We start from the raw sequence: 15,143 nt of genomic DNA on the forward strand, positions 1-15,143 counted from the left end.
CTGTCTGCCCAGCTACCCTGAACAAGGCTTCCCCATGACCGCACCCCTGAACCGCCTCACCCTGGCCGCCCTGCTGGTCGCCTGCAGCCTGCCGGCCCTGGCCGCGGCGCCCGCGCACAAACCCGGCACGGTGTTCCGTGACTGCGCCAAGACCTGCCCGGAAATGGTGGTGCTGCCCGCCGGCAGTTTCATGATGGGCACCCCGGATGACGAAAAAGGTCGCCAGGACGACGAGGGCCCACTGCACGAAGTGACGTTCAAGAAAGCCTTTGCCGTCAGCCGCTACCAGATCACCAACGGGGAATGGAAGGCCTACCTCAAGGCCAGCGGCTACAAGGTCCCCAACGGCGACACCCGTCCGGGCCGCGAATGCATCGCGGGCGTGCCTCGCTACCAGCAGGGTGACCGCCAGCCCGCCGTTTGCCTGAACTTCCACGAGGCCGAGGCCTACGCCACCTGGCTGTCGAAGAAGACCGGCAAGGTCTACAAGGTGCTCAGCGAATCCCAGCGCGAATACGCCGTGCGCGGCGGCAGCACCGGGCCATTCCCCTTCCCGCTTGATGACAACGACGAGCAGAAGTACCAGATCTCCAAGCACGCCAACACCTACGGTCCCACGGACGGCTTCTCCTTCACCTCGCCTGTCGGCAGCTTCCCGCCCAACGCCTACGGCGTCTACGACGGCCACGGCAATGTCTACGAGTGGACCCGCGACTGCTACGTCGACAGCTACGCCACCGCCCCCACCGACGGCAGCCCGCAGACCAACAGCAGCGAATGCGAGGACCGCCGGGTGATCCGCGGCAACGACTACACCGAGGCACCGATTTTCTCCCGTTCGGGCAACCGCAACGAGCGCAGCTCCACCTTGCGCGGCGACTGGATCGGTTTCCGTGTCGCCCGCGAGCTGTAACGCCCGCCCTGCCTCCGGCGCCCCGGCGCCGGATCCGCCTCGCCACTAAATCCGCGCAAAACCCTGTCGTCTACCAAGATCAGGGCCTGGTCCGCCGCCCTGCGCCAACGAATACTCACGAGATGACTCCATGACGTCCACGACCCCCAGCCTCGCCCAGGAAACCCTGCGGATACTCAAGCCGTTCTGGATGCTGGTCGCGCTTTCGGCGGCCCTCGGCGTGGTCAGCGGCCTGAGCGTCACCGCCCTGCTGGCCACCATCAACAGCGCGATGAACGCCGCAGGCGGGCCGGACACCCGCACCGCCCTGCTGTTCGGCGGCCTGTGCCTGCTGACCCTGGCCTGCTCCACCGGCTCGAACCTGCTGACCAACTACGTCGGTCAGAAGGTGGTGGCGCGCCTGCGCCGCGAGCTGGCCGCCAAGGTGCTGGTGGCGCCTATCGCGCAACTGGAGCGCTACCGCGCCCACCGCCTGATCCCGGTGCTGCTCAACGACGTCAGCACCATCAGTGCCTTCGCCCTGTCGGTGGCGCCGATGGTCATCGCCTTCACCGTCACCCTCGGTTGCCTGTCCTACCTGGCGCTGTTGTCCTGGCAAATCCTCCTGGTCACCGTGCTGACCGTGGTGATCGGCACCGGCGCGCAGTTCCTCGCCCACCGTTACGGTATGAAGAACATCCTTACCGCGCGCAACAACGAGGACGAGCTGCAGAAGCACTACCAAGCCCTCTCCGGCGGCGCCAAGGAACTGCGTATCCAGCGCAAGCGCCGCCAGCACATGCACGACCAGCTGATCCACGGTGCCACCGAGCGCATCAGCAAGGCCAACATCCGCGCGGCGAACATCTTTGTCAGCGCCGAGACCTTCGGCTCGATGCTGTTCTTCGCGGTGATCGGCATCGCCATCGCCTTCCAGGCCCTGTGGCCGAGCACCGACCGCACCGTGCTGGGCGGCTTTGTGCTGGTCATGCTGTACATGAAGGGGCCGCTGGAACAGCTGATCAACAACCTGCCGAGCATCAGCCGCGCACAGATCGCCCTGCGCCGCATCGCCGAGTTGTCCCAGCGTTTCTCATCGCCCGAGCCGCACCTGCTGGTCAGCGACCGCGTCCCGCAAGTGACCGAGGTTGCCTCCATCGAACTGCGCCAGCTGCGCTACGACTATCCCCAGGTCGAGGGCAGCCAGCCGTTCCATCTCGGCCCGGTGGACCTGACCATCCGCCAGGGCGACATCGTCTTCATCGTCGGCGAGAACGGTTGCGGCAAGACCACCCTGATCAAGCTGCTGCTGGGCCTGTACACCCCACAGCAGGGCGAGGTCCGCCTCAACGGCGAGGCGGTCACGCCGCAGCACCTGGACGACTACCGCCAGCTGTTCACCACCATCTTCGCCGACTACTACCTGTTCGACGAACCATTGCCGGGCCTCGCCCAGCTGCCGCCGGAGGCCGCCAAGTACCTCGAGCGCCTGGACATCGCGCACAAGGTCGGGATCCGCGACGGCAGCTTCACCACCACCGACCTGTCCACCGGCCAGCGCAAGCGCCTGGCGCTGATCAACGCCTGGCTCGACCAGCGCCCGGTGCTGGTGTTCGACGAATGGGCCGCCGACCAGGACCCGGCCTTCCGCCGGGTGTTCTACACCGAGCTGCTGCCGGAGCTGAAGCAGCAGGGCAAGACCATCATCGTCATCTCCCATGACGACCGCTACTTCCCGGTGGCCGACCAGCTGGTGCGCATGCACAGCGGCAAGATCCTGGTCGAGCGCAACCAGGAACCCGCCCTGCCCGCCTGACGCCCTCTCACGGGCGGCGCCCTGGCGCCGCCCGCCGCTTAAATTCCCCGTCGCACCGCTCGTTCCCCTATTGCCGCACGCCGAATCAACCCTGCCCACAGGGAAGTCGCAGGTCACGCCTCTACCAACCGTAATAATTATTTTTCCGGTTTTGGCATTCGCATGCGTCCTACTCGCAACGGAATAATTTTCATTTACTTTGCGTACCTTGAGCCAGAGCATAAAAATGCCAATACCAGCCAACACCCTGACCCCTTTGAGCAAAGCGTTGATGCTGCGCCGGATGCTGCGCTCCTCCCCGGCCATGGCCACCCTCGGCCTCGCCCTGTCCCTGCCGCTGGCCGCCCAGGTGCAGGCCCAGGAGCAGGACTTCGACATCCCGGCGCAGTCGCTGGCCAGCGCGCTGCAAGAGCTCGGCCGCCAGGGCAACCTGCAGGTGCTGTTCAGCCCCGAGACCGTCCAGGGCCTGCGCAGCAGCCCGGTCAAGGGCCGCTTCTCGCCAACCCAGGCAGCTGGGGAGCTGCTCCGGAACAGCGGGATTCGCTACAGCGTGCAGGACAACACGCTGATCATCAGCGGTGCGGCGGAGTCCGGCTCGGCCATGACCCTGGACGCCACCACCATCAACGGCCAGGTGCTGGGTGCCACTACCGAGGGTACTAACTCCTACACCACCGGCGCGGTGACTATCGGCAAGACCGCGCAGTCCCTGCGTGAAACCCCGCAGTCGGTGACAGTGGTCACCCGCAAGCTGATGGACGACAAGAACCTTGTGTCTCTGGACCAGGTGATGGCCCAGACCCCTGGCATCACCCGCGCTAATCGTGGTTATGGTAACCATCATTTCAGCTCTCGCGGGTTCGACCTCACCGACGAAAGCTATATGGTCGATGGCGTGCCCGGACAGGCTTATGCCTACACCGGCTGGATGACTCCGGATATGGCGATGTTTGATCGGGTCGAGGTCTTGCGCGGTGCTTCGGGACTGCTGGTGGGCGCGGGTAACCCTGGAGGAGCGGTCAACCTGGTACGTAAGCGTCCTACCAACGACCCACGCTTTTCGGTCATTACCCGCGCCGGATCATGGGACAACTATCGTCTGGACCTGGATGCCAGCGGCCGGCTAAACCCGGAAGGTACCTTACGCGGCCGTATGGTCGCCTCCTATGAAGACCGTGGCTACTTTACCGATGTCACCACGTCCAAGCGTCCTCTGCTGTACGGCATTGTCGAGGCGGATCTGAACGATGCCACCACCCTTGGAGTGGGGCTACGCCGCCAGACTTCACGCATCGACGGCTACAGCGTGCTGGGCTTACCAAACAACCCCGATGGCAGTAATCCGCACCTCAAGCGCTCGACGTTTTTGGGCCAGGATTGGGCAAAGCTGCAAACCCGGACCGACGAAGTTTTTGCCGACCTCACCCACCGCTTCAACGACAACTGGAGCGGCAAACTGGCGCTGTCCCACACCGAGAGCAGCTACAACCGCAGTGCCATCGAGTGGAGCGCGCGCGACACGCTTGAGTACGGCAGCCCAACAGGGCCTATGGTCAACGACGTCAACTATCACAAGTTCGACGCCACCTCCAACGCCGTTGATGGCCACCTGGACGGTGAATTCGAGGCTTTTGGCCTAAACCACACGGTGACCCTGGGCGCCAACTGGTCCAAGCGCAAGATGAACGACAAGGAAGCAGCCATCTATCTGGATAGCTCTATCCCGCTTGATGTTTTCAACCCCGACCACAGCAACATACCTCAGCTCCCGCGTCAGGGCTGGGACTATAAAGACGATACCATCGACACCCGCTACGGCACCTACCTGAGCACGCGTCTGCGCATGACAAAGGACCTGAGCTTTGTACTGGGTGGGCGCCTGAGCTGGTACAAGACCGACGCATGGAACGGTCCACAGGTAACGACCAACCGCCAGGATCACGAATTCACGCCCTTTGTCGGCGCCATCTATGACCTGAACGACCAATGGTCCTGGTATGCCAGCTATGCGGATATCTTCCTGCCACAAGCGGGTTACCGAACAGTCGGTGGGAGCATGCTGGACCCGTCGGTCGGCTCGAACTATGAAACAGGTATCAAGGGAGAATTGTTCGACAAGCGCCTGAACGTTTCCTTCGCTGTGTTTTACATCGAACAGGAAGACGTTGCGGTACAAGATGAACCAAACCGCGGCAATTGCCCAACAGATCCGGGCCTGCGCTGCTGGCTCAACAGCGACGGCATCAACCGCAGCAAGGGCTTCGAGGCCGAAGCCAGTGGCGAGCTGCTGCCGGGCCTGCAGGTGGCTGCCGGTTACACCTACAACACCACCAGCTCCTCCGACGGCGGCCCGATCTCCGCGCAGACGCCGAAACACATGCTGCGCCTGAACACCAACTACACCCTGCCGGGTGCGTGGAACCGCCTGAGCATCGGTGGCGGCGTCTCGGCGCAGAACTCCTACGTCGACAAGGGCAACGAAGCCTACAACAGCGGCCGGGCGATCTTCGACGCGCGCGCCGCCTACAAGCTCGACGAGCACTGGACCGTGGGCGTGGACGTCGAGAACCTGTTCGACCGCAAGTACTTCGACTCGATGGGCTACTGGACCCGCGGCACCACCTACGGTACGCCGCGCAGCTACATGTTCACCCTGCGCGGCGACTTCTAAGCCCCGCCTGGCAACAACCGGCGCCCCCTCTCGAGGGGGCGCTGTGCTTTCAGCGCCAGCAAGCGCCCCTGTTGTCTTTCCCCGCGCCCCACCGCACACTCGTCCCCGCCAGCCAGGAAGCGGAGTCCGCAGTGCCCACGCCACGCCAGTTCAGCAAGAAGACCAGCACCAGCAACATGCTGCGGCTCAAGTCCGGTGACGCCGGCAGCCAGCGTCCCTATCGCGTGGACTTCGTCCTGCTCGAGCACTTCTCCATGGCCAGCTTCACCGTGGCGATGGACGTGCTGGTCACCGCCAACCTGCTGCGCGCCGACAGTTTCACCTCCACCCCGCTGTCGCTGGCGGGCGATCGCGTGCTCAGCGACCTGGGCCTGGAGCTGGTGGCCAGCCCGCTCGAACCGCGCAGCCTGCAAGACCTCGACCTGCTGGTGATCTGCGGCGGCCTGCGCACACCGCTGAAATACCCCGACCTCGACCGCCTGCTGGCCGACTGCGCCAGCCACGGCATGACCCTCGCCGGGTTGTGGAACGGCGCCTGGTTCCTCGGGCGTGCCGGGGTGCTCGACGACTACGGCTGCAGCGTGCACCCCGAGCAGCGCGCCAGCCTGGCCGAGATCAGCCCGCAGACGCGCATCACCCCGGCCAGCTTCACCCTCGACCGCGACCGCCTGAGCGCCGCCAGCCCCAACGGCGCCATGGAGCTGATGCTCGGCCTGGTGCGGCGGCTGTACGGCGATGCCCTGGCCGAAGGCGTCGAGGAGATCCTGTCGTTCTCCGGGGCGCGCTATCGCCAGGTCGGGCCCGGGGCGAAGAAGTCCATGAGCCTGCACCTGCGCACCATCGTCGAGCTGATGGAGAACAACCTCGAGGAGACCCTGAGCCTCGATCAGCTGGCCGTCTACTCCGGGCGCTCGCGGCGGCAGATCGACCGGCTGTTCCAGGCCCAGCTGGGCACCTCGCCCCGGCGTTACTACATGGAACTGCGCATCACCAAGAGCCGGCGGCTGCTGCAGTATTCGGACCTGTCGGTGATGGAGGTGGCGGTGGCCTGCGGGTTCGTCTCGGTGTCGCACTTCAGCAAGTGCTATGCAGCGTATTTCGGTTATCCGCCGTCGCGGGAGCAGCGGCTGGGCGAGTGATCCGACCCCGCGACAGGGCCGGAGCGGGCAACGGCTCAACCCTGCTCATCCAGCAACGCCTGAATCACCTGCTCCTGCCCCGCATAATCCCCCTCGCCAAAGTGCACATGACGCACCTGCCCCTTGCGATCGACGAAGTAATGCGCCGGCCAGAACTGGTTGCCCCAGGCGTTCCAGATCCGGTAGCCATTGTCCACCGCCACCGGGTACCCGATCCCCAACTGCTGCACCTGTGCCCGTACATTGCCCACATCGTGCTCGTAGTCGTACTCCGGCGTATGCACCCCGACCACCACCAGCCCCTGCTCGCCGTAGCGTCGCGCCCAGTCGTTGACATGGGGCAGGCTGCGCCGGCAGTTGATGCAGTCGTAGGTCCAGAAGTCCACCAGCACCACTTTGCCCTTGAGCGCGGGGCCATCCAGCGGCGGCGAGTTGAGCCATTGCTCGGCCCCCGCCAGCGACGGCATGGGACCGTAGCTGTCGCGGGCCAGCAGCTGGCCAGCCAGGCCCAGTCCGAGCAGGGCCAGGGCCACGCCGCCGGCCTTGAGCAGGCGGCGCTTGCCGCGCGCCTCAGTTGTCATGGCAGCCACTGGTGGCATAGGTGCGGTACTCGACACTCTGCGGCTTGCCCTGGGAGTCGAGGTAATCCATGCGGGTCTTCACCGGTCCGCAGGCATTGCTGCGGTCGTCCTTGACCGACAGCACCTTCTTGACGTCCAGCCGGTCGCCGTAGCGGTATTGCATCACGCTGGCGTCATTGAGCGAGCTGCTGCTGGCCTGGGCAGCCAGGGAGCCAAGGCCGAGCACGGCGAACAGGGCGGCGCTGGCGAGGGTCTTGATAGTCATGGCATGTCTCCTGATACGAGGTCTTGTGTGGAGAGGCTTCACTCCCCGGTCGAGAGCCATTTCGCGCCTGCCAGGTATCCCGCTTGTGTCCGCCCAGTGCCCTTCGTGCTTCTTCCTGTATCTGTGCCGCCAACAGATACACTGCAATACAAACCTGTGCAGGCAAGTCCGGATCCGCTCGGTACACTGCGCCCATTCCCCACGTACAAGGACATCCCGATGGAACACGCCGATCACATCCTGGTCGTCGACGACGACCGCGAGATCCGCGAACTGGTCGGCAACTACCTGAAGAAGAATGGCCTGCGCACCAGCATCGTCGCCGATGGCCGGCAGATGCGCGCCTTCCTGGAAAACAACGCCGTCGACCTGATCGTCCTCGACATCATGATGCCCGGCGACGACGGCCTGCTGCTGTGCCGCGAACTGCGCGCCGGCAAGCACCGCAACACGCCGGTGCTGATGCTCACCGCGCGCAACGACGAGACCGACCGCATCATCGGCCTGGAGATGGGCGCCGACGACTACCTGACCAAGCCGTTCTCCGCCCGCGAGCTGCTGGCGCGGATCAACGCCGTGCTGCGCCGCACACGCATGCTGCCGCCGAACCTCACCATCAGCGAAAGCAGCCGGCTGATCGCCTTCGGCCAATGGCGCCTGGACACCACCGCCCGCCACCTGCTCGACAACGAAGGCACCCTGGTGGCACTGTCGGGGGCCGAGTACCGCCTGCTGCGGGTGTTCCTCGACCATCCGCAGCGGGTGCTCAGTCGCGAACAGCTGCTCAACCTGACCCAGGGCCGCGAGGCGGACATCTTCGACCGCTCCATCGACCTGCTGGTCAGCCGCCTGCGCCAGCGCCTGGGTGACGACGCCCGCGAACCCACCTGCATCAAGACCGTGCGCAGCGAGGGCTACGTGTTCTCGCTGCCAGTACAGCTGCTGGAGTCGCCGGCATGAAATGGCCGCGCACCCTGGCCTCGCGCCTGGCCCTGATCTTCTTCACCGGGCTGGTGCTGGCCTACGGCTTGTCGTTCAGCCTGCAGGCCTACGAACGTTTTATCAGCAGCCGCTCGATGATGCTCAGCAACCTGGAGCTGGACGTCTCGACCTCGGTGGCCATCCTCGACCGCCTGCCCGCCGCCGAGCGGCCGGCCTGGCTGTCGCGCCTGGAGCGGCGCACCTACCGCTACCGCCTGGACGGCGGCCTGCCCGGCGAAGCCATGCCCAGCGCGGACCCGCCCATGGCCGCCGAATCCATCGTCAAGGCCATCGGCGACCGCTACGCCCTGACCTTCCAGGAAATTCCCGGCCCCAACGCGCACTTCCAGGCCCACCTGCGCCTGGCCGACGGCGCGCCGCTGACCATCGACGTCACCCCCGCCCCGGTACCGGTGGCCACCTGGCTGCCGGTGGTGCTGCTGATCCAGCTGGCGGTGCTGCTGGCCTGTACCTGGCTGGCGGTGCGCCTGGCCATCGGCCCGCTGACCCGCCTGGTCCAGGCGGTGGACAACCTCGACCCGAACAGCCCCGGCCCGCAGTTGGACGAAAGCGGCCCGCGCGAGGTGCGCTACGCCGCCGTGGCCTTCAACGCGCTGCAGGCGCGCATCGGCGCCTACCTCAAGGAACGCATGCAGCTGCTGGCTGCCATCTCCCACGACCTGCAGACGCCGATCACGCGCATGAAGCTGCGCGTCGAGCAGATGGACGACGGCCAGGAGAAGGACAAGCTGGCGCACGACCTGGACGCCATGGAGCACCTGGTGCGCGAAGGCGTGGCCTATGCCCGCAGCATGGACAGCGGCACCGAGGCGCCATGCCGGGTCAACCTCGACGCCTTCCTCGACAGCCTGGTGTTCGACTACCAGGACAGCGGCGCCCGGGTGGACCGCCACGGCAGCGCCCAGGCTACCCTGCAAACCCGTCCCCATGCCCTGCGCCGGGTACTGGTGAACCTGGTGGACAATGCCCTCAAGTTCGCCGGCGCCGCGCAGCTCGAGGTGGGCTGCGAGAACGGCGTGACACTGATCCGTGTGCTCGATGATGGCCCGGGGATTCCCGAGGCGGAGCTCGACGACGTACTCAAACCGTTCTACCGGGTGGAAGGCTCGCGCAACCGCAGCACCGGCGGCACCGGGCTGGGGCTGGCGATTGCCCAGCAGCTGACCCAGGCCATGGGCGGCAGCCTGACCTTGCGCAACCGCGCCGAAGGCGGGCTGTGCGCGCAGGTCGAGCTGCGCTGAAGCCACAGCCGCGGTCTCATACAGGGATTGCGCAAGGCTTGGGGAGCGGCGACAACAAAGCAAGATCGTTCAAGCCACCCTCGGAGCTGTCTGTCATGCTGGCCTGCCCTGTCGATTCGTTGTCGTTCCCATGTCCAGCCCTCTGCTCGCCCGCCACGCCTTTCTCCATGGCGCCATCGCCATCCTGCCGCTGTCCCTGGCCGTCGCGCCCTGGGGCCTGCTGGCCGGCTCCATGGCCATCGAAGCCAACCTCAGCGCCTGGCAAGGCCAGGGCCTGTCGGCCATTGTCTTCGCCGGTGCCGCGCAACTGGTGGCCATCGGCATGCTCAAGGGCGGCGCCAACCTGCTGTCGATCCTGCTCACCACCCTGCTGCTGACCTCGCAGCACCTGCTCTACGGGTTGTCCATGCGCCCGGTGATGTCCGGCTTGCCGACCCGCTGGCGCCTGGGCCTGGGCTTTCTGCTCACCGACGAGTTCTTCGCCCTGACCAGCCACCACGACCAGCAGCAGTTCAATCGCTGGTACGCCCTTGGGGTCGGCCTGACCTTCTACGTGGCCTGGAACCTGTTCACCCTCGCCGGCATCATCCTCGGCCAGAACATTCCACATCTGGACCAACTGGGCCTGGACTTCTCCATCGTCGCCACCTTCGTTGCGCTGATCGCGCCGCTGGTGCGCAACCTGCCGACCGTGGTGTGCGTGGCCGTGTCGCTGTTCTGCTCGGTGCAGTTCAGCTACTGGCACTGGGAAACTGCCCTGGTGGCAGCCGGCCTGCTGGGCATGGCCGCCGGGTTCGTCTGCCAGAAATTCTCCGGAGGTCGTTCATGATCTGGCTGCTGATCGTCGCCATGGGCGCGGTGGTGTTTCTCAACCGCTACGCCTTCCTCGAACCACGCCTGCCGCTGCGCCTGAGCTCCAACGCGCGGCAGTTCCTAGGCTTCGCCGTACCCGGCATGCTCACCGCGATCTGCGGGCCGATCATCTTCCTGCCCGGCCACCAGCTCGAGCTGAGCCCGCTCAACCCTTACCTGCTCGGCTCGGTGGTGGCGATCGCCCTGGTGCTGTTGACCCGCAGCGTATTGCTGAGCATGCTGGCGAGCATGCTGATCTTCTTCCTTCTGCGCAGCTGGCTGGCATGAGCACGCCCCTGCGCGAACAGGCCCACCTGTGGCAGGCGCCCGCCCTCGGCGACGTCGAGATGCTGCACGCCCGCTACATCCAGCAGCGCTTTGCCCCGCATGTGCACGAAGGCTACGTGTTCACCGTGATCGAGTCCGGCGCCCAGCGTTTCTGGCACCGCGGCAGCGAGCATTTGGCGCCGGTGGGCAGCATGGTGCTGATCAATCCCGACGAACTGCACACCGGCGCCACCGCCCACGAGGCCGGCTGGCGCTACCGTGGCTTCTACCCCGAGCACGAGCGGGTCAGCGGCGTGCTCGACGAACTGGAACTGGGCCGCCACGGCCTGCCCCGGTTCAAGGACAGCGTGATCCAGGACCCGGCCCTGGCCGCCGCCTTCAGCCAGTTGCACAAGCTGTCCGAGTCCTGCGCCAGCGCCCTGGAGCAGCAGACCGCCTGGCGCCAGGCGGTACTGGCGCTGGTGCAACGCCACGGCCACTGCGCCGAACCCGCCGCCCCCGGCAACGAGCCACTGGCCGTGGCTCGTGCCCGCGAGCTGCTGGAGAGCCAACTGGCCGAGCCGCCCTCGCTGGAAGCCCTGGCGGCGGCGGTGAACCTGTCGCCGTTCCACTTCGCCCGGGTGTTCCGCCAGGCCACCGGCCTGCCGCCCCACGCCTGGCTAAAGCAGCGCCGCCTGGCCCGCGCCCGCGAGCTGCTGCGCAGCGGCCTGCCGGCACTGGAGGTCGCCGTCACACTGGGTTTCGCCGACCAGAGCCACCTCAGCCGCCAGTTCAAGCAGGCCTATGGCGTTACGCCGGGGGCCTATCGCCAGGCCTGTCTGGGCCTGTAGCCGCGCCACGGCTCCAGGCCCCGGGCGTGGTGCCGGTCATGCCGCGGAAGAAGGCAATGAACGCACTGTCGCTGGCAAACCCCAGGTCGTCGGCGATGGCGCCCAGCGGCCGTTGCAATGCCAGCTGCTCCAGCGCACGCAACAGCCGCCACTGCTGGCGCCATTGCTGATAGGACATGCCAGTGTCCCGGCGCAGCAGGCGGCTGATGGTCTTCTCGCTGGCGCCGACTTGTTGCGCCAGTTCGCCCAGCGCCGGCGGCAGGCGCTCGAGTCGCTCGACCAGCCCGGCCAGGCGCCGATCGCCGGGCAATGGCAGGAACATCGGTTGGTGAGGTGCAAGGCGCAATTCACCCAGGCACAGCGCCAGCAAATGCGTTTGGTCGCCTTGGTCCCAGGCCGTGTCGAACGGCGCCTGGGCGATGCGTTCGAGCAGTTCGCGCAGCATCGGGTTGACGCTGATGATCGTCACCTCGTCAGGCAGCCCCACGCTGAGCGCGGTGCTGAAGTAGAGCGAGCGATAGTCCACCGTCTCGCGCATGCGCGCCCGGTGCTCCAGCCCTGCCGGAATCCACGCCGCCTGGGTCGGCGGCAACAGGTACAGGCGTCCGGGTGCCTGGATGCGCACGCAGCCCTGGCGGGTGAACAGCACCTGGCCGCGGCCATGCCGGTGGCGCCCGGAGTCGTGGTCGCCCAGGGCCGAGCAGATGCCCACTACCGGCGCATCGAATGCATCGGGATCGAAGTGGGCGTCGGGGGCTAACCAGGCCATGGCAGTAATTGTCCGATTTCAACGATAGATCAGCAGAGTCGCGATAATAGCCCACGGCACAACGTCCCTACCATGACCGCCCGTTTGTGCTGCAAGGCGTTCACTCCCATGCTTTCCCGTTCCTGGTTGGCCCTGGCCACCGCCCTGCTGATGTTTCCTCAGGTTGCCGAAACCCTCTACAGCCCTGCCCTGGTCTCCTTGGCCGAAGCATTCGCCGTCAGCCCTGCCCAGGCTTCGCTGACCCTGTCGCTGTATTTTGTCGCCTTTGCCGCCGGGGTGCTGGCCTGGGGGCGTGCCAGTGACCTTTGGGGGCGGCGCCCGGCCATGCTTGTCGGCCTGCTGCTCTACACCGGCGCGGCGCTGGCGGCGTTGCTGGCGGTCGACTTCAGCCAACTGCTGGTGGCTCGGGTCGTGGCGGCCTTTGCCGCGGCGGTGGGCTCCGTGGTTACCCAGACCGTGCTGCGCGATCGCCACGCTGGCCCTGAGTTGGCCCGGGTGTTCTCGCTGATCGGCGTATGCCTGGCACTCAGCCCGGCGCTGGGGCTGGTCAGCGGTGCCTGGCTGGACCGGCTGTTCGGCTATCACGGCGTACTCGCCGGCCAGTTGCTGATGGCCGCGCTGCTGCTCGCCTGGACCTGGCGCGGCCTGCCCGAGACACGCCCCGCCACGCAGGCGACGCCCGCGCTTGGCCAGGTGCTGCAGCGCCTGCTGCGCGACCGTCGCGTGCTGCTGGCCAGCGCCCTGGTGGCGGTGTTCAACATCAGCGTGTTCAGCTGGTACAGCCTGGCGCCGTTCATCTTCGAGCGCCTCGCCGCCAAACAATGGATGGGCTACTCCGGCGCTGCGTTGGCGCTCGGTTCGCTTCTGGGCGCGCGCCTCAATGCATGGCTGCTGCAACGCGGGGTGGCCATGGCGCGCTTGCTGCGCCTGGCGTGCCTGCTCGACCTGCTGGCGGCGCTGGCACTGTTGGGGCTGGGCGACAGCCTGTGGACGGTGCTGGCCATGGCCCTGGTGATGTTCGCCTTCGCCATGGCGATTCCGCTGGTGCTGGGCTCGGCGCTGGTCGACTACGCCGACTGCCGTGGCACGGCGGGTGCGTTGTTCGGCTTGTTCTACTATCTGCAGATCGGAGCGGGACTGCTGCTGGCGGGTGCTTGCCAGGCTATGGGGGGGACGCTGTTTGTCTGTGCGATGGCGGCCTGGGCACTGGCCATCGGCTACGAGCAGCCTGGCCGGGCGCTGCTACACTCAAGGGGCTGAATGGAGGATCGCGTCATGTCCGAACGAGAAATCACCACGCTCCTGTCGCTGATGAGCCAGCGCCAGGCCTGCCTGAGCAGTGCCTGCAAGGAGATCGCCGACTGGATCGACCGCCAGGGCGATGTGCCTGCCGCCGGGAAGATCCGCGCCAGCCTGAAGGCGCTGGAGGCCGAGGATGCGCAGGTGCGCAAGACCCTGACTTCGCTGAACATCGAGCGGCCGCTGCCACGTTTTCGTAGCTGACCGCCGAAAACCATCGCGGGTCAAGCCCGCTCCCACCGATCGCGTGGAAGCGGGCTTGACCCGCGATGGTGGCTGTATCAGTGGTTCATGTGCATATGGTCATGCCCGCCGCCAGCCTCGGCGTTGAGCGCACGCACCGGTGCCTGCACCTGCAGGGTTTCCTTGGCGCCCTTGGCATCCTCGATGGTCAGGGTCAGCGGCACCTGTTCGCCTTCCTTCACCTGCTGGTTCAGGCCCATCAGCATCACGTGGTAGCCGTTCGGGTCCAGCTTCACCGCCTTGCCCGCCGGCAACTCGACCGACTTCACCTCACGCATGCCCATCACATCGCCGTTCATGGTCATCTCGTGCACCTGCACGGTCTTGGCCACGGGCGAGGCGACACTCACCAGCTTGCTGTCGCTGCTGGCGGTCAGGGTCATGAAGGCACCGGTCGACTGCTGGTGCGGCACGCTGGCGCGGACCCAGGCGTCGCTCACGGTGGTCTGGGCGAACGCCGGCAGGGTCATGCCCAGCAGGGCCAGGGCGGCCAGGCCGCGTTTGATCGGTTGCATCGACATTCAGCAGATCTCCATCAGGGTGACCAGGTCTTCGGCGCATTCCTTGGCGTTCAGGGAATGGCCCAGGCTCAGGCGCAGGGTGCCACGCGTATCGTAGACGTAGCTGGTGGACGAGTGAGAGATGGTATAGGTATCGCCGGCCGGGACCTTTTCGTAGAACACCTTGAATTCCCGGGCCACCTCGGCGATTTCCTCGGGGGTGCCGGTCAGGGCGACGATCGACGGGTCGAAGGCCTTGGCGTAGGCGTCGAGCACCTCCGGGGTGTCGCGTTCCGGGTCCAGGGTGATGAATACCGGCTGGAACAGCTCGCGGTCACGGCCCCTGAGGATCTTGCGGATCTGGGCGATCCGCGCCAGCGCGGTCGGGCAGACCGCCGGGCACTGGGTGAAGCCGAAGAAGATCATCGGCATCGAGCCGTAAAAGCTCGACAGGGTGCGCTCGTTGCCTTGAGTGTCCTTGAGCTTGAATTTGCGCCCGAGGATCTCGTTGCTCATGTTCTTGCCGTACTTGAAATCCAGGCCCCGGGCCGGGTTGCAACCCGCCAGCAGGCCAAGCCCCAGTACGCCCATCCCGGCGACAACCGCGCGCCGGGTCAACAGATCATTCATGGAACCATCCTTTACAGGGAAGGTGCCGACCCCTGGGATGGGCCGGCCAGAAAACCGGGGCATTCTGTCACGCTCCCCCCGCACCATCCACCCGACATCCGGCCAATCGGGCTGCAGCCCTTTGT

Annotated in this window: 16 protein-coding genes; 11 read left to right on the plus strand and 5 right to left on the minus strand. The window is 66.2% G+C overall.

Annotated features, from left to right (window positions below; all coding sequences use genetic code 11):
- Positions 1 to 34 precede the first annotated feature (34 nt).
- The 4 genes from ACVWZ5_RS12690 (at position 35) to ACVWZ5_RS12705 (ending at position 6,518) form a co-directional block, all read left to right on the plus strand.
- The gene (locus ACVWZ5_RS12690) at positions 35 to 913 is read left to right on the plus strand and encodes a formylglycine-generating enzyme family protein (protein WP_028690732.1); all 879 of its coding nucleotides are present in this window, start codon (positions 35 to 37) and stop codon (positions 911 to 913) included.
- Positions 914 to 1,043: 130 nt separating this feature from the next.
- A complete protein-coding gene (locus ACVWZ5_RS12695) occupies positions 1,044 to 2,708 on the plus strand; it encodes a cyclic peptide export ABC transporter (RefSeq protein WP_062574308.1) in 1,665 nt (554 codons plus the stop codon).
- A 226-nt stretch (positions 2,709 to 2,934) separates the two neighbouring features.
- A complete protein-coding gene (locus ACVWZ5_RS12700) occupies positions 2,935 to 5,379 on the plus strand; it encodes a TonB-dependent siderophore receptor (protein ID WP_062574309.1) in 2,445 nt (814 codons plus the stop codon).
- Between the two features lie 131 nt (positions 5,380 to 5,510).
- Positions 5,511 to 6,518: a GlxA family transcriptional regulator gene (locus tag ACVWZ5_RS12705; RefSeq protein ID WP_028690729.1), complete on the plus strand. Its 1,008-nt coding sequence runs from the start codon at positions 5,511 to 5,513 to the stop codon at positions 6,516 to 6,518.
- 35 nt (positions 6,519 to 6,553) lie between these two features.
- Here the strand turns inward: ACVWZ5_RS12705 and ACVWZ5_RS12710 are convergent, their stop codons facing one another.
- Entirely contained in the window at positions 6,554 to 7,069 is a 516-nt protein-coding gene (locus ACVWZ5_RS12710) for a thioredoxin family protein (protein WP_062575738.1), read from the minus strand.
- A gap of 19 nt (positions 7,070 to 7,088) precedes the next feature.
- Entirely contained in the window at positions 7,089 to 7,364 is a 276-nt protein-coding gene (locus ACVWZ5_RS12715) for a DUF2790 domain-containing protein (protein WP_062574310.1), read from the minus strand.
- Between the two features lie 219 nt (positions 7,365 to 7,583).
- Between ACVWZ5_RS12715 and ACVWZ5_RS12720 the strand changes: the two genes are divergently transcribed.
- The 5 genes from ACVWZ5_RS12720 to ACVWZ5_RS12740 all read left to right on the plus strand — a co-directional run bounded on the left by ACVWZ5_RS12720 (position 7,584) and on the right by ACVWZ5_RS12740 (position 11,577).
- Positions 7,584 to 8,324, plus strand: a complete 741-nt coding sequence (locus tag ACVWZ5_RS12720) for a response regulator (RefSeq protein ID WP_028690726.1) — start codon at positions 7,584 to 7,586, stop codon at positions 8,322 to 8,324.
- Complete coding sequence (locus ACVWZ5_RS12725) at positions 8,321 to 9,607, plus strand: sensor histidine kinase (protein WP_096049953.1); 1,287 nt, start codon at positions 8,321 to 8,323, stop codon at positions 9,605 to 9,607. The genes ACVWZ5_RS12720 and ACVWZ5_RS12725 overlap by 4 nt, the downstream gene beginning before the upstream one ends.
- A 130-nt stretch (positions 9,608 to 9,737) precedes the next feature.
- Positions 9,738 to 10,436 (plus strand): AzlC family ABC transporter permease, encoded by a 699-nt coding sequence (locus ACVWZ5_RS12730; RefSeq protein ID WP_280071301.1) that lies wholly within the window; start codon positions 9,738 to 9,740, stop codon positions 10,434 to 10,436.
- Positions 10,433 to 10,747 carry an AzlD domain-containing protein gene (locus tag ACVWZ5_RS12735; protein WP_062363273.1) on the plus strand — a complete coding sequence of 105 codons (315 nt, stop codon included), beginning with the start codon at positions 10,433 to 10,435 and terminating at the stop codon, positions 10,745 to 10,747. The genes ACVWZ5_RS12730 and ACVWZ5_RS12735 overlap by 4 nt, the downstream gene beginning before the upstream one ends.
- Complete coding sequence (locus ACVWZ5_RS12740) at positions 10,744 to 11,577, plus strand: AraC family transcriptional regulator (RefSeq protein ID WP_028690722.1); 834 nt, start codon at positions 10,744 to 10,746, stop codon at positions 11,575 to 11,577. Before ACVWZ5_RS12735 ends, ACVWZ5_RS12740 begins: the two co-directional genes overlap by 4 nt.
- On the opposite strand, the gene ACVWZ5_RS12745 is transcribed toward ACVWZ5_RS12740, so the two are convergent.
- Positions 11,537 to 12,346: an AraC family transcriptional regulator gene (locus ACVWZ5_RS12745; RefSeq protein ID WP_062574312.1), complete on the minus strand. Its 810-nt coding sequence runs from the start codon at positions 12,344 to 12,346 to the stop codon at positions 11,537 to 11,539. The two genes, ACVWZ5_RS12740 and ACVWZ5_RS12745, sit on opposite strands and share 41 nt — an antisense overlap.
- Positions 12,347 to 12,454: 108 nt before the next feature.
- On the opposite strand from ACVWZ5_RS12745, the gene ACVWZ5_RS12750 reads away from it, so the two are divergent.
- Positions 12,455 to 13,606, plus strand: a complete 1,152-nt coding sequence (locus ACVWZ5_RS12750; RefSeq protein ID WP_186600524.1) for an MFS transporter — start codon at positions 12,455 to 12,457, stop codon at positions 13,604 to 13,606.
- A gap of 15 nt (positions 13,607 to 13,621) precedes the next feature.
- On the plus strand, positions 13,622 to 13,849 hold the full coding sequence (locus ACVWZ5_RS12755; protein ID WP_023630605.1) for a hypothetical protein: 228 nt from the start codon (positions 13,622 to 13,624) through the stop codon (positions 13,847 to 13,849).
- A 77-nt stretch (positions 13,850 to 13,926) separates the two neighbouring features.
- On the opposite strand, the gene ACVWZ5_RS12760 is transcribed toward ACVWZ5_RS12755, so the two are convergent.
- Both ACVWZ5_RS12760 and ACVWZ5_RS12765 read right to left on the minus strand, forming a co-directional pair.
- Positions 13,927 to 14,409, minus strand: coding sequence for a copper chaperone PCu(A)C (locus ACVWZ5_RS12760; RefSeq protein WP_084943034.1), 483 nt, complete (start codon positions 14,407 to 14,409; stop codon positions 13,927 to 13,929).
- Entirely contained in the window at positions 14,410 to 15,018 is a 609-nt protein-coding gene (locus ACVWZ5_RS12765) for an SCO family protein (protein ID WP_062574315.1), read from the minus strand.
- Between the last annotated feature and the right edge of the window lie 125 nt (positions 15,019 to 15,143).

The sequence above is a fragment of the Pseudomonas sp. TE6283 genome, assembly GCF_054060555.1.